General features: G+C 73.7%; 18 protein-coding genes. 10 read left to right on the forward strand and 8 right to left on the reverse strand.

Annotation, left to right across the window (positions count from 1 at the left end):
* Positions 1-119: 119 nt before the first annotated feature.
* The 6 genes from AC4H2G_RS02990 (at position 120) to AC4H2G_RS03015 (ending at position 4,260) form a co-directional block, all read left to right on the forward strand.
* Positions 120-1,190: an LLM class flavin-dependent oxidoreductase gene (locus AC4H2G_RS02990; protein WP_494364270.1), complete on the forward strand. Its 1,071-nt coding sequence runs from the start codon at positions 120-122 to the stop codon at positions 1,188-1,190.
* A 10-nt stretch (positions 1,191-1,200) separates the two neighbouring features.
* Complete coding sequence (locus AC4H2G_RS02995) at positions 1,201-1,689, forward strand: DUF7832 domain-containing protein (protein WP_494364271.1); 489 nt, start codon at positions 1,201-1,203, stop codon at positions 1,687-1,689.
* Positions 1,690-1,788: 99 nt separating this feature from the next.
* On the forward strand, positions 1,789-2,031 hold the full coding sequence (locus AC4H2G_RS03000; protein ID WP_494364272.1) for a type II toxin-antitoxin system Phd/YefM family antitoxin: 243 nt from the start codon (positions 1,789-1,791) through the stop codon (positions 2,029-2,031).
* A gap of 23 nt (positions 2,032-2,054) precedes the next feature.
* A complete protein-coding gene (locus AC4H2G_RS03005) occupies positions 2,055-2,414 on the forward strand; it encodes a type II toxin-antitoxin system VapC family toxin (protein ID WP_494364273.1) in 360 nt (119 codons plus the stop codon).
* A 1-nt stretch (position 2,415) separates the two neighbouring features.
* Entirely contained in the window at positions 2,416-3,348 is a 933-nt protein-coding gene (locus AC4H2G_RS03010; protein WP_494364274.1) for an MBL fold metallo-hydrolase, read from the forward strand.
* A 30-nt stretch (positions 3,349-3,378) separates the two neighbouring features.
* Positions 3,379-4,260, forward strand: coding sequence for an LLM class flavin-dependent oxidoreductase (locus tag AC4H2G_RS03015; RefSeq protein WP_494364275.1), 882 nt, complete (start codon positions 3,379-3,381; stop codon positions 4,258-4,260).
* Between the two features lie 12 nt (positions 4,261-4,272).
* Here AC4H2G_RS03015 and AC4H2G_RS03020 read toward each other — a convergent pair whose 3' ends face one another.
* The 4 genes from AC4H2G_RS03020 to purS form a co-directional block, all read right to left on the reverse strand.
* Entirely contained in the window at positions 4,273-4,566 is a 294-nt protein-coding gene (locus AC4H2G_RS03020) for a hypothetical protein (protein ID WP_494364276.1), read from the reverse strand.
* A 63-nt stretch (positions 4,567-4,629) separates the two neighbouring features.
* Positions 4,630-5,706 carry a GNAT family N-acetyltransferase gene (locus tag AC4H2G_RS03025; protein ID WP_494364277.1) on the reverse strand — a complete coding sequence of 359 codons (1,077 nt, stop codon included), beginning with the start codon at positions 5,704-5,706 and terminating at the stop codon, positions 4,630-4,632.
* On the reverse strand, positions 5,703-6,425 hold the full coding sequence (gene purQ / locus AC4H2G_RS03030; protein ID WP_494364278.1) for a phosphoribosylformylglycinamidine synthase subunit PurQ: 723 nt from the start codon (positions 6,423-6,425) through the stop codon (positions 5,703-5,705). Before purQ ends, AC4H2G_RS03025 begins: the two co-directional genes overlap by 4 nt.
* Positions 6,425-6,724, reverse strand: coding sequence for a phosphoribosylformylglycinamidine synthase subunit PurS (gene purS / locus AC4H2G_RS03035; protein ID WP_435738286.1), 300 nt, complete (start codon positions 6,722-6,724; stop codon positions 6,425-6,427). The genes purQ and purS overlap by 1 nt, the downstream gene beginning before the upstream one ends.
* Positions 6,725-7,080: 356 nt before the next feature.
* Between purS and AC4H2G_RS03040 the strand changes: the two genes are divergently transcribed.
* The gene (locus AC4H2G_RS03040; protein WP_494364279.1) at positions 7,081-7,413 is read left to right on the forward strand and encodes an HNH endonuclease signature motif containing protein; all 333 of its coding nucleotides are present in this window, start codon (positions 7,081-7,083) and stop codon (positions 7,411-7,413) included.
* An 11-nt stretch (positions 7,414-7,424) separates the two neighbouring features.
* Here AC4H2G_RS03040 and AC4H2G_RS03045 read toward each other — a convergent pair whose 3' ends face one another.
* Positions 7,425-8,426, reverse strand: coding sequence for a phosphoribosylaminoimidazolesuccinocarboxamide synthase (locus AC4H2G_RS03045; RefSeq protein ID WP_494364280.1), 1,002 nt, complete (start codon positions 8,424-8,426; stop codon positions 7,425-7,427).
* A gap of 345 nt (positions 8,427-8,771) precedes the next feature.
* Between AC4H2G_RS03045 and AC4H2G_RS03050 the strand changes: the two genes are divergently transcribed.
* Positions 8,772-10,364: a ricin-type beta-trefoil lectin domain protein gene (locus AC4H2G_RS03050; RefSeq protein ID WP_494364281.1), complete on the forward strand. Its 1,593-nt coding sequence runs from the start codon at positions 8,772-8,774 to the stop codon at positions 10,362-10,364.
* Between the two features lie 143 nt (positions 10,365-10,507).
* Here AC4H2G_RS03050 and purD read toward each other — a convergent pair whose 3' ends face one another.
* On the reverse strand, positions 10,508-11,830 hold the full coding sequence (gene purD, locus AC4H2G_RS03055; protein ID WP_494364282.1) for a phosphoribosylamine--glycine ligase: 1,323 nt from the start codon (positions 11,828-11,830) through the stop codon (positions 10,508-10,510).
* Between the two features lie 85 nt (positions 11,831-11,915).
* On the reverse strand, positions 11,916-13,202 hold the full coding sequence (locus AC4H2G_RS03060) for an adenylosuccinate synthase (RefSeq protein WP_494364283.1): 1,287 nt from the start codon (positions 13,200-13,202) through the stop codon (positions 11,916-11,918).
* A gap of 309 nt (positions 13,203-13,511) precedes the next feature.
* Here AC4H2G_RS03060 and AC4H2G_RS03065 point away from each other — a divergent pair, with 309 nt between their 5' ends.
* The gene (locus AC4H2G_RS03065; RefSeq protein WP_494364284.1) at positions 13,512-13,946 is read left to right on the forward strand and encodes a DUF3151 domain-containing protein; all 435 of its coding nucleotides are present in this window, start codon (positions 13,512-13,514) and stop codon (positions 13,944-13,946) included.
* An 84-nt stretch (positions 13,947-14,030) separates the two neighbouring features.
* The gene (locus tag AC4H2G_RS03070; RefSeq protein ID WP_251152610.1) at positions 14,031-14,393 is read left to right on the forward strand and encodes an STAS domain-containing protein; all 363 of its coding nucleotides are present in this window, start codon (positions 14,031-14,033) and stop codon (positions 14,391-14,393) included.
* Between the two features lie 10 nt (positions 14,394-14,403).
* Here the strand turns inward: AC4H2G_RS03070 and AC4H2G_RS03075 are convergent, their stop codons facing one another.
* The gene (locus AC4H2G_RS03075; protein ID WP_494364285.1) at positions 14,404-16,638 is read right to left on the reverse strand and encodes a SpoIIE family protein phosphatase; all 2,235 of its coding nucleotides are present in this window, start codon (positions 16,636-16,638) and stop codon (positions 14,404-14,406) included.
* Positions 16,639-16,699: the final 61 nt, after the last annotated feature.

The following is a 16,699-nucleotide window of genomic DNA, read 5'->3' on the forward strand; positions in this document are numbered from 1 at the left end:
CCACCGCACCGCCTTGTGCTGCCGATGATGCCGCTCCCGGTCCGATACCGCCATCCGGCGCGCGCGCAGCCCGGGGACGGCGGGAATGCGCGTCCGGTGCGGCGGGGTTGTCCCTCGTGATGAGCACCTCGCCCGACGCCGCGGCGTCCCCCAGCCCTCGCCTGTCCGTCCTCGACCTCGTGCCCGTGCGCTCGGGCCAGACGAGCGCCCAGGCCGTCCGTTCCTCGCTCGATCTCGTCCGTCTCGCGGACCGGCTCGGGCTCGAGCGCTACTGGTTCGCCGAGCACCACAACATGGCCGCGGTGGCGGCGTCCACGCCCCCGGTGATGATCGCGGCGGCGGCGTCGGTGACCGAGCGGATCCGGGTCGGCTCGGGCGGCGTCATGCTGCCCAACCACGCGCCGCTCGTCGTCGCGGAGCAGTTCGCGGCGCTCGAGGCGATCGCGCCGGGACGCGTGGACCTGGGTCTCGGTCGCGCGCCGGGCTCGGACCCCGTCGTGACCCAGCTCCTGCGCATCACCGGCCCGACGGCCGACGTCGACCGCTTCCCGCAGCACGTGACGGACATCCTCGCGCTCATGAGCCCGCAGGGCGCGCAGCTTCGCCTGACGAGCGGCCAGGTCTACGACGTCCACGCGACCCCGGCCGCCGAGAGCACGCCCACCGTCTGGCTCCTCGGGTCGAGCGACTACTCGGCCCGGCTCGCCGCCGAGCTCGGCCTGCCGTACGTGTTCGCCAACCACTTCTCGGGCCAGGGGATGGACGAGATCCTCGCGCTCTACCGCGAGGGCTACCGCCCGAGCGAGGCGCACCCGGAGCCGCGCACGTTCCTCACGGCGAACGTCGTGGTCGCCGAGACCGCCGAGGAGGCGCACGCCCGCGCGCTGCCGCAGCTGCGCATGATGGCGCGCCTGCGGTCCGGTCAGGCGCTCGGGGCGCTGGAGACCGTCGAGGACGCGCAGGCGACGCCGCTCGACGCGCTGGCCGAGCAGACCATCGAGGCCATGCGGTCGCGCTGGATCATCGGGACGCCCGACGACGCCGCCGCCGAGCTCCGCCGACTCGCCGACCGCCACGGCGTCGACGAGATCATGGTCGTCCCCGTCGCGGCGTCCCGCGCCGACGAGCCGCTCGACGCGACCCCTGGCCGCGCCCGCACGCTCGAGCTCCTCGTCGGTGCCCTCGGGTAGCGTCGCCGCCATGACGACGAAGCTCGACGACGCGTCCTGGCACTCCGATGGTGAGGGGTTCCCGCCCGAGGCCGGCCCCGAGGCGGGCGCCACCCACATCGGGGTGTTCCTCGCGTGGGCCGTGCTCGGCGGGCGCGTCTCCGACGACCTGGAGGACGAGGCCGCCGAGGAGCTCGCCGCTCTGCGTAACCGTGAGCTCACCGGTGGCCGGTTCGTCCACGAGTCGTGCGACGGGAAGCTCGTCACCGACGACCTCGACCCGGAGGCGGCAGCGTTCGCCCTCGCGTACTACGTGGGCGACGAGGACGACGAGGAGGGCGGCGGCCTCTACCTCGAGGACTACGTCGACGCCGTCAGCCCGGGCGACGGCGAGCCCGAGGACGTCTACCGCGTGCCGGACACGTGGGAGACGTACGACCTCGTCGGCCCGCTGATCGATGGGCGGTTCTCGCAGTGGGACGACGAGGGCCGCCCCGCCGTCCTGCGTCACCGCGCCTGACCGGGCGCCCCTCAGGCTGCGGCCCTTCCGCGCCGGCCGGAGATGGACTAACCTGGCTTAGTCCGCTGGTCCCAGGCCTGCACGCGGCGCGGAGGCACCATGAAGACCGTCAACGTCCACGAGGCGAAGACCCACCTGTCGCGCCTGCTCGCCGAGGTCGAGGCGGGCGAGGACATCCTCATCGCGCGCGCAGGCAGGCCGGTCGCGCGCCTCACCGCCGCGGCCTCCGGCCCGCGCGCTCGGCGCCGCCTCGGCATCCTCGCCGGGCGAGCGACGATCCCGCCGGACTTCGACACCTGGGCACAGGACGAGATCATCGCGATGTTCGAGGGCTCCGAGTGACGATCCTTCTCGACACACACCTGTTGCTCTGGGCCCTGTACGAGCCTCGACACCTGCCCGACGCGGCCCTCGACGAGCTCGAGAACCCCGAGAACGACGTGTGGTTCAGCGCGGTGAACGTCTGGGAGATCGCGATCAAGGCCTCCCTCGGCAGACCGGACTTCACCGTGGATCCGGTGGAGGCGCGGAAGGCCGCCCTCGACATCGGACTCGTCGAGCTGGCCGTGGACGGGATCGCGGCTGCCGCAGTGAGGGCACTACCCCAGATCCACGGCGATCCCTTCGACCGGCTGCTCATCGCTCAGGCGTTGACGACGGGACACACGCTCGTCACCCACGACGCCGTCCTCGGCCGCTACCCCGGCCCCGTCCGGGTCATCTGAGATGTCCGCGCCTACTCCTGTCACCCGGCTCGCCTCCGTCGTGCGCGCCGACAACCCAGGACCCATGACGCTCGACGGCACGCGCTCGTACGTCCTGCGCGCACCCGGCGCACAGACGTGCGTCGTCGTGGACCCCGGGCCCGACGACGCGGCGCACCTCGATGCACTGGCTGCGGCCGGGCCGGTGGCCCTGATCCTCGTGACGCACCGGCACGCCGACCACACCGCGGGGTCGGCCCGCTTGCGCGCCCTCACGGGTGCGCCCGTCCGCGCGGTCCAACCGGCGCACTGCCACGACGGCCAGCCGCTCGTGGACGGCGAGGCCATCGACGTCGCCGGTGTGCGCGTCGCCGTGCTCGCCACGCCCGGCCACACCGCGGACTCCGTCTGCCTGGTCCTGCCCGACGACGGCCCGGTCGCCACCGGACCCCACGCACCCGGGCACGACGCACCTCGCGACGACGCACGCGGGGACGAGACGCCCGGTCCCGGGGCGCCGTCGGGCACGGTGCTCACGGGGGACACGATCCTCGGGCAGGGCACGACCGTGATCGCCGAGCCCGACGGATCCCTCGGCAGGTACCTCGAGAGCCTGGACCGGATCGAGTCCGTCGTGGGGAACCGGCGGACGACCGGGCTCCCCGGTCACGGCCCGGTGATCGACGACCTCGGTGAGCGGGTGCGCGCGTACCGGACCCATCGGCTCGAGCGGCTCGCCCAGGTGCGTGCCGCGCTCGCGGCGCTCGACCTCGCGCCGGGCGACGAGTCCGCAGCGGAGCGCGTGACGGCGCACGTCTACGCGGACGTCGACCCGTCGGTGCTCGGCGCCGCCCGGCAGAGCGTCGTGGCACAGCTCGCGTTCCTCGCCGAGGCGGACCGGCTCGCGCACCCTCCGCGCCGCGGTCGGTCGCGAGCGCGTCAGCGCGACGCCTGAGTGTCCGAGGCTCACGGCACGATGGGGGGCATGACGACACCACGGCTCGGCATCGCCTACGTCCCCACCCATCCCCCGGAGTCGCTGCGCGCGCTCGCGACGGGCGCCGAGGCCGCCGGCCTCGACGACCTGTGGGTGTGGGAGGACTGCTTCAAGCAGAGCGGCCTCGCGTCCGCGGCGGCGGCGCTCGCCTGGACGGACCGCGTGCGCGTCGGGCTGGGGCTCATGCCCGCACCGCTGCGCAGCACGGCGATCACGGCGATGGAGGTCGCGAACCTCGGGCGCATGTTCCCCGGGCGGTTCGTCGCGGGGGTCGGGCACGGCGTCCAGGAGTGGATGGGTCAGGCGGGCGTGCGGGTCTCGTCACCCCTGACGCTCCTGCGCGAGCACACCCTCGCGCTGCGCGCCCTGCTCGCGGGCGAAGAGGTCACGACGTCGGGCCGGTACGTCACCCTCGACCACGTCCGTCTCGACTGGCCGCCCACCGAGCCGGTCCCGCTGTGGCTCGGAGGCGTCGGCCCTCGGTCGATCGCGCTCGCGGGCGAGCTCGGCGACGGTCTGATCCTCGCCAACGCGTTCACGCCGGCGGAGGTCCGCGAGACGGTGGACGCCGTCCGGACCGCGGCGCACGACGCGGGGCGTCCGGAGCCCGACGTGCACGCGACCCTCATCGCGGCGACAGGCCCGGGCGCGCAGGAGCGGGTCGACCGCGAGGTGCCGCTCTGGGGGCGCGAGGCCGGGATCGGCATCGGGGCGGGTGGCGACGCGCGCGCGATCGCGGACGGGGTGCTCGCCCTCGCGGGCGCCGGCGCGAGCGCCGTGGCGGTCCAGCCGACCGCGGACGAACCGGACCTCGACGCGTTCGTCCGGTTCCTCGGCGAGGAGGTCCGGCCGCTGGTCGTCGCGGGCTGATGAGCGCCGGGCTCAGCGCCCGGTGTGCGCGCGTGCCCGACGCCGCTCGCGCACCCCGTGGACGACGGCGGTCGTCGCGCCCACGAGCGCCACCACGGCCACGGCGAGGAGGAGCCGCGCGGGGAACGCGGCGTAGAGGTCGGTCACCTCGGCCACCGGGATGCCCCAGTCCGTCGCGATCTCCCGAGCCTCCGTGGCCAGGCCACCGATGCCGCCCGGAACGAGCGCGACGGCTCCGAAGACCCAGCCCAGCAGCTCGCCGACGAGCGCGGGCACGGAGTAGGCACCGGAGAGGGCGGAGATCACGCGGACCACACTATCGGGTCGGCCCGGTACGAACCAGGACAACTCGGGACGGGGGCGCCTGGATCAGCGCAGCGGCTTGGCGAAGCAGAGCGCGATGCCGTTGTCGCCGCGGTCGAACGGCGGGTACGGCAGGACGGCGCGGAAGCCCAGGGACCGGTAGAGCGTGATCGCACCGGGCTGCCGGATGCCGGTCTCCAGGAGGAGCGTCGTCGCGCCCTGCCGACGCGCCTCGGCCTCGACCGTAGCCATGAGCGCCCGTGCGACACCCACCCCACGCACCGCCTCGCGGACGAAGAGCTTCTTCACCTCGAGCGCCTCGCCGTGGACGTCACGGACGCCGGGTGCCACGCGTCGCAGCGATGTACAGCCAACCGGTTCGTCGCGCCACCAGGCGACGAATGTCGCCACGGAGGCGGCGCCGAGACGGGCGTCCACGGCGTCGAACCCGCCCGCGGCCTCCAGCCCGGCGAACAGCTCCGGGTACAGGACCGTCGACGACGTGTCGTGCATCTCGCGACGCAGCGCGAAGGCGTCGGTGTCGTCCCACGGCACCGCACGCACCTCGATCCCGTCGGGCGCTCCCGGACCGGCCCCCTGCCGCTCGGACGGCCCCGAGCTGAGGTCGAGGGCGAAGCACCGGGACAGCGGGTCGCCGGCATAGTGGCCGTAGGACTCGGTCGGGAGGTAGCCGAGGTCGAGATAGAGGTCGATCGACTCCGGCTGCCGCGTGCCGGTCTCCAGGACGAGGTGTCGAAGTCCGGTCGCCACGGCGTGCTCGTGCGCGGCCCGCATGGCAGTCCGGGCGTGCCCGCGCCCCCGGTGCTCGGGCACGACGAAGAGGCGCTTCACCTCGCCGGTCGACGGCGCGTGGTGGCCGCCGCGACCGTCGGGCGTCCCCGAGACGTCGCGGAGCGCGACGCACGCCACCGACTCCGTCCCGTCGCGTACGACGAGCGCCGCGACGAGCTCCGTGGCGTCGAACGCCCCGCTGTCGGGCTCGCCGTACCGCTGCGCGAGCTCGGCCTGCTGGCGCGCGAACAGGGCGAGCGCGTCGGCGTCGTCCCCCGGGACCACCGACACGGTGACGCCCGGGGCCGCGGCCGTGCGTGCGCCGTCGGCCCCGTGAGCCGTGACCGTCACGCGTGGACGAGCGTGCTCAGCACCGAGGTGAAGAAGCCCAGGCCGTCCGTGCCCGCACGCGGGCCCGCCTCCGAGGCCGGGCCGAAACCGGCCTCGACGGCGTGCTCGGGGTGCGGCATGAGCCCGACGACGTTGCCCGCAGCGTTCGAGATGCCGGCGATGTCGCGGCGCGAGCCGTTCGGGTTCCAGCCGTCGTAGCGGAACACCACACGACCCTCTCCCTCGAGCTCGTCGAGGGTGCGGTCGTCGGCGACGAACTGCCCGTCCTGGTTCTTCAGCGGGATCGTGATGCGCTGGCCCGCGGAGTAGTCGCGCGTCCAGGCCGTCTCGGCGTTCTCGACGACGAGGACCTGCTCGCGGCACAGGAAGTGCAGGTGGTCGTTCTTGATCATCGAGCCCGGCAGCAGGTGGGCCTCCGTGAGGACCTGGAAGCCGTTGCAGATGCCGAGGACGGGCAGCCCGCCCTGCGCGGCGTCGACGAGCGACTCCATGACCGGGGCGAAGCGACTGATGGCACCGGCACGCAGGTAGTCGCCGTAGGAGAACCCGCCCGGGAGGACGACCGCGTCGACGCCGTGCAGGTCGGCGTCCGCGTGCCACAACGGGACGGCCTCGCCGCCGGCGAGGCGCACGGCACGGGCCGCGTCGCGGTCGTCGAGCGTGCCGGGAAACGTGACGACGCCGACGCGCGCCGTCGCGAGCGCGGAGGACGCGGTCATCAGGCGAGGCCCTGAGAAGCCGCGGCCGTGCCCGCAGTGTCGGACAGGTCGGTCACGGCGTCAGCCACGCGGACGACGTCCTCGATGACCGGGTTGGACAGCACCTTCACGGCGGCCTCCTGCGCGGCCGCGAGGACCTCGGGCGTCACGTCGCCCTCGACCTCGAGCTCGAACCGCTTGCCCTGACGGACCGACGTGAACTGGGTGAAGCCGAGGCGCGGCAGCGCCCCGACGACGGCCTTGCCCTGCGGGTCCAGGATCTCGGGCTTGGGCATGACCTCGACGACGACGCGTCCCACGGGTGCTCCTTGGCGAAGAGTTCGGGAGGGCCGGGGCTCCGGGATCCCGGTCACTGGCGCGTGCAGCACGTGGCGGCACGTCACGGCGTGAGCGAGCGGGAGCCGACGGCGGGATTCCGCGGTCAGTCTACCCGCGCCCCGCTCACGTCACGGCCGTCGTCCACGCCACGCGCCACGGCGCGTGTCGGCCTGCGCCTCTGGTCGGGTCACCGCGACGCCCTCGCAGGACGGTGTCGGAGAGTGCCGCTATTCTCGAACACGTGTTCGAGACGCACGCTCGACCACGCGTGCGAGGGCGGGGTCCTGCCCCTTCCCCGCCCTCGCACGCTCATCACCCCAGCGGACGGAGACCGGTCTTGGCTGCACCACCACTCCCCCCCACCACCGAGCCCGCAACGACGGGCCGCCCGTCAGTACGGACGGTCGCCGCGGTCCTCGCCCGGGACGTGACGTGCACCTTCCCGGGGTGCGCCGTGCCGGCGTTCCGGTGCGACCTCGATCACGTGGTCGCGCCGCGGCCCGGCGACGAGTCCGCCCACGCAGCCGACAACCTCGTCGCGCTGTGCCGGCACCACCACGTCGTGCGGGCGCGCGACGGGTGGCGTCCCGCGCTCCTGGGCGACGGCACGGTCCGGTGGACGGCGCCGAGCGGGCACACCTACCTCCGCGCCGGAGCGCGGACGGCGTGAGCGATGTCGTGTCAGGCCAGGGACGAACCCGTGAGCCGCTCGTAGGCCTCGAGGTAGCGGTCCCGCGTGCGCGCCACGACGTCAGCGGGCAGCGGCGGAGGCGGCGCGTCGCCGGACCGGTCCCAGCCCGACGCGGGCGACGCCAGCCAGTCGCGCACGTACTGCTTGTCGAAGCTGGGCTGAGCCTGGCCTGGCTCCCACTGGTCGGCGGGCCAGAACCGCGACGAGTCGGGCGTGAGCACCTCGTCGCCGAGCACCGTCGCGCCCGTGGTCGGGTCGACCCCGAACTCCAGCTTGGTGTCCGCGAGGATCACGCCGCGCTCGCGCGCGATCTCGTCGGCCCGCGCGTACACCGCGAGGGTGAGGTCGCGCAGGCGCGTCGCGTCCTCGACACCGATCTGCTCGGCCACGACCTCGAACGAGACGTTCTCGTCGTGCTCGCCGACGGCGGCCTTCGTCGCGGGCGTGAAGATCGGCTCGGGCAGGCGCGATCCGTCGACCAGGCCGTCCGGCAGCGGCACGCCGCACACCGCCCCGCCGGCGCGGTACTCGACGAGGCCCGAGCCCGTGAGGTAGCCGCGAGCGACGCACTCGACCGGGAACATGTCGAGCCGTCGGCAGATCATCGCGCGGCCCGCGACCACGTCGGGGACCAGGCCGTCGCCCGGCTCGGCCGACACCTCGGTCGACACGACGTGGTTCGGCACGAGATCCGCGAGCTGCTCGAACCACCACAGGCTGAGCTGCGTGAGCACGACGCCCTTGTCCGGGATGCCCGGGGAGAGCACGTGGTCGAACGCGCTGACCCGGTCGCTCGCCACGACGAGCACCACGTCGCCGAGCGGGTGGACCCCACCGACGGCGGGCAGGTCCGGCTCGTAGAGGTCGCGGACCTTGCCGGAGTACACGTGCCGCCAGCCGGGCAGGTCGAGCGCGGCGGTGTCGAACGCGTCGGCCTCGCCGAGCGAGAGCACCGGTGCGGGATCCAGGGGCGTGTCGGTCACGTCGCCCATTCTCCCACCGCCCGTCGCGACCCCCGCAGACCCGTCCGAGGTGCGGTCCCCTGCGCCCCCGCCGAGAACGACACGGGGGATCGCTTGCGGTCGGATGACGACCCCACGTCGTGCTCGACAGCGCGGATCGTCGTCGGTGAGAAGGCGTCGTGACGATCGTCCCGACATTTGCTAAGGTGCCTTACAACGTGTGTGGGAGCGCTCTCTCATCGACGACAGAGTCTCTCCCACAGAGCACGACGCCCCGCTCACGGGGCAGCAGCACGGATCAGCACGGATCAGCACCACCCGTCCGCGACGTCGCCGATGAGTGCGGCGTCGCTGTTCCGCACCACGGAGGCAACGATGCACCACGGAAAGCTGCACTTCCGCCTGACAGCGCTAGCAGGGAGCCTCGGCCTGGTCGTCGCGGGCGTCGGCTCGGCGTCGACCGCCACGGCCATGCCCGCCATGCCGGCCACCACCACGACGACCGGGGCGAGCGGCGCGCCGGCCGACGTCGCCCCCGGCTCTGCCGACCTGCCGGCGGGCCAGCTTCGGGCCCTCTCGCGAGACCTCGACCTGGACCCCGGCGAGATCGACGAACGGCTGACGCTCGACGTCGTCACCGGGACCATCGAGGAGACCCTGAGCGCCGAGCTCGGCTCGTCGTACGCCGGGACCTGGGTCGACGCGGAGGCCGGAGAACCGGTCGTGGCCGTCACCGACGCGTCCCTGCTCCCGGCCGTCGAGGCCACGGGGGCGGACGCCGTCGTCGTCGACCGCAGCCTCGACGCGCTCGACGCGACCGCACAGGCGCTCGGCGACGCCGCGGCCCCCGACGCCGTCCAGGCCTGGTACGTCGACGTCACGACGAACGAGGTCGTCGTCCAGGCGGTCGACGCGCAGGCCGCAGAGTCGTTCGTCGCAAGCGCCGACGTGGACGCAGCAGCCGTGCGCACCGAGGTCGTCGCCGCCACGTACGAGCCCGTCGCGGACGTCCGCGGCGGCGACCGGTACATCACCCGGAACCCGGGCGCCTCGTCGGGCGCGGCCTGCTCCATCGGGTTCGCCGTCCAGGGCGGGTTCGTGACCGCCGGCCACTGCGGCTCGGCCGGCCAGGAGTCGCTCACGGCGTCGTGGGCGCGGATGGGCACCGTCCAGGCGTCGTCGTTCCCCGGGAACGACTACGCGTGGGTGCGTGTCGACGGCGGGTTCTCTCCCGTCCCGCAGGTGAACAACTACGCGGGCGGCACCGTCGAGGTTGCCGGCGCGGCTGAGGCGCCCGTCGGCGCGGCCGTGTGCCGGTCCGGGGCCACGACGGGCTGGCGCTGCGGCACCATCACGGCGAAGAACGTCACGGTGAACTACTCGAACGGGCCGGTCTACGGGCTCGTCACGATGACGGCCTGCGCCGAGGGCGGCGACTCGGGCGGCTCGGTCATCTCGGGCAACCAGGCGCAGGGTGTCATGTCCGGCGGGAGCGGGAGCTGCAGCAACGGCGGGAACTCGATCTTCCAGCCGCTGCGTCCCATCCTCGACACCTACGGGCTCTCACTCGTCACGACCGGTGGGTCCGGTGCGCGCCCGATCGTCGGCTACGCCGACAAGTGCATCGACGTCCCGGGCAGCGACTTTTCCGACGGCAAGGCGCTGCAGCTCTGGACGTGCAACAACACGGCGGCGCAGCAGTGGACCTTCCCCGGCGACGGCACCGTCCGCGCCGGCGGCAAGTGCATGGACGTCGCGTGGGGGTCGACGGTCAACGGCGCGACGATCCAGCTCGTCAACTGCAGCGGTCACCCGGCGCAGCAGTTCGTGCTGAGCGGCGGGGGCGACCTCGTGTCGGTGAACGCGAACAAGTGCGTCGACGTCGACGGCTGGAACAGCAACGACGGCGCGCGCCTCATCCTGTGGGACTGCCACGGAGGCGCGAACCAGAAGTGGCGGCTCGGTTGACCTGACCGGCATCCCCCGGTAGCTCCGAACACGACCTGGCGGTCGTCATCAGCCGGACAACGACCGCCAGGTCGTGTTCGACGGCGCGGAGAGTCGCGTTCGACGGCGCAGCCAGGTCGGGCGTGGTCGTCCGACGGCTGGCATCAGCGTGCGAGCGTGACCTCGCCCGCGGCCGCCTTCGCCGCGATGTCCGTGCGATGGTGCGACCCAGGGAGCACGATCCGATCGACCGCCGCGTACGCGCGGCGTCTCGCCTCGGCGAGGTCCGCGCCCTGGGCGACCACCGACAGGACGCGCCCGCCCGACGCGACCAGCCCGCCGTCGTCGGCGCGCGAGGTCCCGGCATGCAGCACGTGCACGCCTTCGACGTCCTCCGCCGCCTCGATTCCTGCGATCGGGTCGCCGCCGCGGACCGCGCCGGGGTAGCCGTGCGCCGCGACGACCACGGTGACCGACGCGTCGTCGGACCACGAGAGCCGCGGCTGCTCGGCGAGCCGGCCCTGCGCCGCGGCGAGCATCAGCGCGGACAGCGGGGTGAGGAGCCGGGCGAGCACCGACTGCGTCTCCGGGTCGCCGAAGCGCGCGTTGAACTCGACGACGCGCGTCCCGCGGCTCGTCAGGGCGAGGCCGACGTAGAGGACCCCGACGAACGGGGTCCCGCGCCGCGCCATCTCGTCGATCGTGGGCTGCGCGACGCGCGTGACGACCTCGTCGACGAGCCCCTCCGGCGCCCACGGCAGCGGGCTGTACGCGCCCATGCCGCCGGTGTTCGGGCCGGCGTCGGCGTCGAACGCGCGCTTGAAGTCCTGGGCGGGCTGCAGCGGGACGACCGTCGCGCCGTCGGACAGGCAGAACAGCGACACCTCGGGGCCGTCGAGGTACTCCTCGACGACGACGCGCGGGTCCTCGGGCGTCCCGTCCGCGGCGACGCGCGGGGACGCGAAGCACGCGGCCGCGTGCTCGAGCGCCGCCTGCCGGTCCTCCGTGACCACGACGCCCTTGCCCGCGGCGAGGCCGTCGTCCTTGATGACGTACGGGGGGCCGAACGCGTCGACCGCGGCGGCGACCTCGTCCACGTCCGTGCACACGTGGGCGAGCGCCGTCGGGACGGACGCGGCAGCCATGACCTCCTTGGCGAACGCCTTGGAGCCCTCGAGTCGCGCAGCCTCCGCCGACGGGCCGAACACCGGGATGCCCGCCGCGCGCACGGCGTCGCCCACGCCTGCGACGAGCGGCGCCTCGGGGCCGACCACGACGAGATCGACCCCGAGCTGCGTCGCGAGCCCGGCGACCGCGGCGCCGTCGAGCTGGTCAACCGGGTGCAGCGTCGCGTGGTCGGCGATCCCCGGGTTGCCCGGCGCCGCGTGAATCTCGTGCGGTGCGGTGCCGAGGCGGCCGGCCTCGCGCGCGAGGGCGTGGACGATGGCGTGCTCGCGGGCACCGGTCCCGACGACGAGGATCTTCACGGGCGCCGAGTCTACCGACGTCGCCCGCGCGACCTGTCAGCGTCCCACCGGCCGGAAGACCTGAGGGACGCTGACAGGTCGGCTCTCAGTGGATGAGGTCGTGCCGCGGGATGATCGCGTCGCGGCTCGGGCCGACGCCGATCGCCGAGATCCGCGTCCCCGACATCTCTTCGAGCGCGAGCACGTAGCGCTGCGCGTTGACCGGCAGGTCCTCGAACGTGCGGGCGCCGGAGATGTCCTCCCACCAGCCGTCGAGCTCCTCGTAGATCGGCGTCGCGTGGTGGAACGCCGTCTGGTCGAGCGGCATCTCGTCGTGGCGCACGCCGTCGACGTCGTACGCGACGCAGACCGGGACCTTCTCGAACCCGGTGAGGATGTCGAGCTTGGTGAGCACCATGTCGGTGATGCCGTTGACGCGCGTCGCGTAGCGGGCGATGACGGAGTCGTACCAGCCGCAGCGGCGGGCGCGGCCCGTCGTCACGCCGTACTCGCCGCCCTGCTTGAGCAGGTACTCGCCGTTCGCGTCGAACAGCTCGGTGGGGAACGGGCCCTCGCCCACGCGCGTCGTGTAGGCCTTGATGACGCCGATGACGGAGCTGATGCGCGTCGGCCCGACGCCCGATCCCGTGAGCGCGCCGCCCGCCGTCGCGTTCGACGACGTGACGAACGGGTACGTGCCGTGGTCGACGTCGAGCATCGTCGCCTGGCCGCCCTCGAAGAGGACGTTCTTGCCCTCGTCGAGCGCCTTGTTGAGCACGAGCGACGTGTCGGCGACCATCGGCTTGATGCGCTCCGCGTACTGCAGCAGCTCCGCGAGCGTCTCGTCGACGGTGATCGCCCGGCGGTTGTAGACCTTGACCAGCAGGTGGTTCTTCTGGTCGAGCGAGCCCTCGATCTTCTCCGCGAGGATCTTCTCGTCGAACAGGTCCCACAGGCGGATCCCGACGCGGTTGATCTTGTCCGCGTACGCCGGACCGATGCCGCGTCCCGTCGTGCCGATGCGACGCTTGCCGAGGAAGCGCTCGCTCACCTTGTCGATCGTGCGGTGGTAGCCCGCGATGATCTGCGCCGACCCCGAGACGAGCAGCTTCGAGACGTCGACGCCGCGCGCGATGAGGTCGTCGAGCTCCTGGAACAGGACCTCGATGTCCACGACGACACCGTTCGCGATGACTGGCGTGACACCCGGCGAGAGGATTCCCGAAGGGAGCAGGTGCAGCGCGTACTTCTCGTCGCCGATGACGACGGTGTGGCCGGCGTTGTTGCCGCCGTTGAACTTCACCACGTAGTCGACGCGCGACCCGAGGAGGTCGGTCGCCTTGCCCTTGCCTTCGTCGCCCCACTGGGCACCGACGAGCACCACGCCTGGCATGGATTCCCCACTTTCGACTGCCTGTTCCTCGGGCCGGTCATGTCGTGCGCGCGTCGATCGCGCGACAGGTGCCGGTCGTGCCCGACGGCGCGGCTCCCGCGGGGCCCGAGGCGTCCCCCGGGCGGCAGTCACCCGGGGACCGCGATGAGTTTACCGGTCGTTGACCTTCGGGGCGCAGGCCGTCCACGGCGCGCCGCCCGCGGACTGGCGAACCCGGGGTTGTGCGCCGCCGAGGGCCGTTCGTGCCGCACAACCCGGGGTTCGGCAGGCTCGGGAGCCGCGCAACCCCGGGTTCGGCACAATGGGGCCATGAGCGACTCCCACCAGAACCTCCTCGACGGGCCCGCGCCGGTCCGTCTCCCCGACGACTTCGCCGCCGTGCGCGACGGCCTCGACGCCGGGGGCGACCCGTACGAGATCGCGGCGCGCGAGCCCTCGTCGTCGCTCGCCTGGGCGTTCCTCGCCGAGGACTACCTCCACGAGAACGGCTCGAAGGGCGCCGTGACCGCGTACGCGTTCGCCCGCACGGGGTACCACCGCGGCCTCGACGCGCTCCGGCGCGCGGGCTGGCGCGGCCAGGGACCCATCCCCGCCGACCACGTGCCCAACCAGGGCTTCCTGCGCGCGCTGCTCGCGCTCGCCGAGTGCGCCGCCTACATCGGCGAGGTCGACGAGGCCGAGCGCTGCGAGCAGTTCCTGCGCGCGTCCGGCACGTCCGCCGACGAGGTGCGCGCCCTGCGCTGAGCGGGCGCCGTCGGCCTCGGGCGTCGGCGCACGTCGCAGGGTCGCGGGGTGCAGGGCCCCTCGGCCGCGTCTACAGTCGACAGCATGATCGAGATCGCCACCTCCCCCGCGACGACGACGCTCGTCATCACCGGGGACCTCGATCTCGCCGAGCGCGACCAGTTCCCGGAGATCGCGGCGCGCGTCGTCGGGCTGCGGCGGCAGCTGCTCGTCATCGACATGTGCCGTGTGACGTTCATGGACTCGACGGGCGCGGCGTTCCTCATCTCGCTCGCCGACTCCGGCCGCAAGCGCGGCGGCGCGACGGTCCTGCGGGGCTGCGACGACCGCGACCTCTTCGTCCTGGAGGTCTGCGGCGCGCTCGAGCTGTTCCGCATCGACGCCGACCACCGCTGCGAGCCCGCGACGCCCCCGTCAGGGTTCGCCAAGGTCGAGCCCCAGGCCTGACGGCCGCAGGTCAGGTCTGGCGCGAGGCCGACTGGGGCCGCAGCGTCGCCCAGACGAGCTTGCCGGACGCCGTCGGCCGCCAGCCCCAGTCCGCGAGCCGCTCGACGATCTGCATGCCGAACCCGCCCATGCGGTTGGCGTGGCCGTCCGTCGGGACGGGCGGCGCGGGGTTGGAGTCCTCGACCTCGACCCGGATCCCGTCGCCCGTGTCGAACAGGCGCAGCGCGAGGTGGCCCCAGCCGTGGAGCACGCCGTTCGCGACGAGCTCCGACACCACGAGCTCGGCGTTGGCGCTGTCCTTGACCCCCCACGCCTGGCACGTGCGCACGACGGCGTGCCGCGCCCGCCCGATGGACGCCGGCTCGCTCGGCAGGAGCCACCGGCGGCTGCGCGGGCTGAGCACGACGGCCGTCGCGTCGCCCACCGGGTCGGGGATGCGCACGACGACGAGCGCGACGTCGTCCTCCGGGGCGTCGGCGAGCCGCGACAGGAGCTCCTCGCCGACCCCTGCGGCGTCCACGGCGGTCACGGCGGCGGACGCGGCGACGAGAGCGTCGAGCCCCACGCGCAGCGCGCGGTCCCGGCGTTCGATGAGCCCGTCGGTGTAGAAGACGAGCGTGTCCCCCGGGCGCAGCGACACCTCCCCGGTGGACCGGGTCCGCCCACCGAAACCGACGAGCGCGCCCCCGGCGTCGTCGAGCTGGGTGACGGTGCCCTCGCGCAGGAGCAGCGGGGGCAGGTGGCCGGCGCGCGAGTACTCGATGCGCCACGCGTCCTCGGGGTCCGTCGCGTCGGGACGCGTGAGCGCCGCGTACACGAGGCTCGCCGAGCGCGGGATGCGCATGCCCTGGACGAGCTGGTCGACCCGGTCGAGGACCGGTCCCGGGGTGGTGAGCTCGTAGGCGTAGGACCGCACGACGGACCGCAGCTGGCCCATCGCGGCGGCCGCCTCGACGTCGTGACCCACGACGTCGCCGATGACGAGGCCCACGACGTCCGGGGTGATCTGCAGGACGTCGTACCAGTCGCCGCCGACCTGCGCGTGCTCGGAGTTCGGCGCGTAGTAGGTCCAGACGTCGAGACCGGTGATGTCCGCCTGCTCCGGCAGCATGGCTCGCTGCAGCGTCTCCGCGAGGCGGTGCTCGCGCGCGTAGAGCCGGACGTTGTCGATCGCGGTGCCCGCGCGCCGGGCGATGACCTGCAGGAGCGTGCGGACGCTCTCACGCGCTTCCGTGTCGACGCCGCGCGGCCCCGAGCCGTCCTCGTCCCCGCACGACACGAGGAGCCCCAGGATGCGCCGACGGCCGGGGACGGCGGTGACCGTCACTGCGCGCGGGCGGCGCGCGAGGCGCGAGAGCCGGTGCTCGAGGTCGCGCCGAAGCCATCCCGAGGCGGACCACTGGGGGAACTCGGCGGTCAGGTCGAGCTCGACCGGACCTTCGATCCGACCGTCGAGCACGTCCTGGACGCGGTCCGGGACGTCGACGAGGCGCGGCCGCGGGGACGACTCGTCGGTCACGGCCGCGTCGCCGAGCGCGTCGGTCTCGGCGACGCCCGGGCGCCCCTGGGACCCGAGCCACGGCGTGTAGCGGCCGTGGCGCTGCCCGCGCCCGCTGGGCGGGGCCGACGTGTCGACGCCGTCCGCGAAGCGCAGCCCGTCGTCGTTGAGGTAGAAGCCGGCCCAGTCGACGACGTAGCCGGCGAGGAGGCTCGTGATGTCGCGCAGCGCGTAGGGCTGGTCGAGATCGGCCAGCAGGTCCGAGCTGCGCGCGACGACGTCGAGCACCGCCCGCTCGCGCCGCTCGAGCGCGAGCGACGCGACCTGGGCGGCGTACCGCTCGAGATGGTCCGACACGTCGACCTGGACGCCGACCCAGTGCGTGACCTCGCCCTCGGGACCAAGGATCGGGGACAGCGAGAGCTGGGCCCACACGGGCTGGCCGTCGCGCCGTCGGGCCCGGACGGTGTGGGTGATCTCACGTCCGGCGATGATCGCGGCCCGGAGCTCGTCCACCTCGACCGGCTCGGCGAGCAGCGACTCGAGAGCGCGCGGGCTGCGCCCGACGACGTCCTGCGCGGCGAAACCCGTGTCCCGCTCGAACGCCCGGTTGACCCAGACGAGGGGCATGCCCGCAGACCGCGGGCCCGTGACGAACATCGCGACGCCCGCGCTGTCCATGGCGCGGGTGCACAGCTCGAGGACGTGCGCGGGCAGGTCGGTGCCGAGTCCCAGCGGTCCGCCCATCCTCACCTCCGACGGTCTGCTCTGCGCGTGAGCGGTCGTCAGCCGTCGTCCTGCGGACGCC

Source organism: Cellulosimicrobium sp. BMG9.23 (genome assembly GCF_059159985.1).

Coding starts and splice junctions, on each gene's coding strand:
- AC4H2G_RS02990 (WP_494364270.1), top strand. CDS start 120: ATGAGCACCTCGCCCGACGCCGCGGCGTCCCCCAGCCCTCGCCTGTCC.
- AC4H2G_RS02995 (WP_494364271.1), top strand. CDS start 1,201: ATGACGACGAAGCTCGACGACGCGTCCTGGCACTCCGATGGTGAGGGG.
- AC4H2G_RS03000 (WP_494364272.1), top strand. CDS start 1,789: ATGAAGACCGTCAACGTCCACGAGGCGAAGACCCACCTGTCGCGCCTG.
- AC4H2G_RS03010 (WP_494364274.1), top strand. CDS start 2,416: ATGTCCGCGCCTACTCCTGTCACCCGGCTCGCCTCCGTCGTGCGCGCC.
- AC4H2G_RS03015 (WP_494364275.1), top strand. CDS start 3,379: ATGACGACACCACGGCTCGGCATCGCCTACGTCCCCACCCATCCCCCG.
- purQ (WP_494364278.1), bottom strand. CDS start 6,425: ATGACCGCGTCCTCCGCGCTCGCGACGGCGCGCGTCGGCGTCGTCACG.
- AC4H2G_RS03045 (WP_494364280.1), bottom strand. CDS start 8,426: ATGGGCGACGTGACCGACACGCCCCTGGATCCCGCACCGGTGCTCTCG.
- AC4H2G_RS03050 (WP_494364281.1), top strand. CDS start 8,772: ATGCACCACGGAAAGCTGCACTTCCGCCTGACAGCGCTAGCAGGGAGC.
- AC4H2G_RS03060 (WP_494364283.1), bottom strand. CDS start 13,202: ATGCCAGGCGTGGTGCTCGTCGGTGCCCAGTGGGGCGACGAAGGCAAG.
- AC4H2G_RS03065 (WP_494364284.1), top strand. CDS start 13,512: ATGAGCGACTCCCACCAGAACCTCCTCGACGGGCCCGCGCCGGTCCGT.
- AC4H2G_RS03070 (WP_251152610.1), top strand. CDS start 14,031: ATGATCGAGATCGCCACCTCCCCCGCGACGACGACGCTCGTCATCACC.
- AC4H2G_RS03075 (WP_494364285.1), bottom strand. CDS start 16,638: ATGGGCGGACCGCTGGGACTCGGCACCGACCTGCCCGCGCACGTCCTC.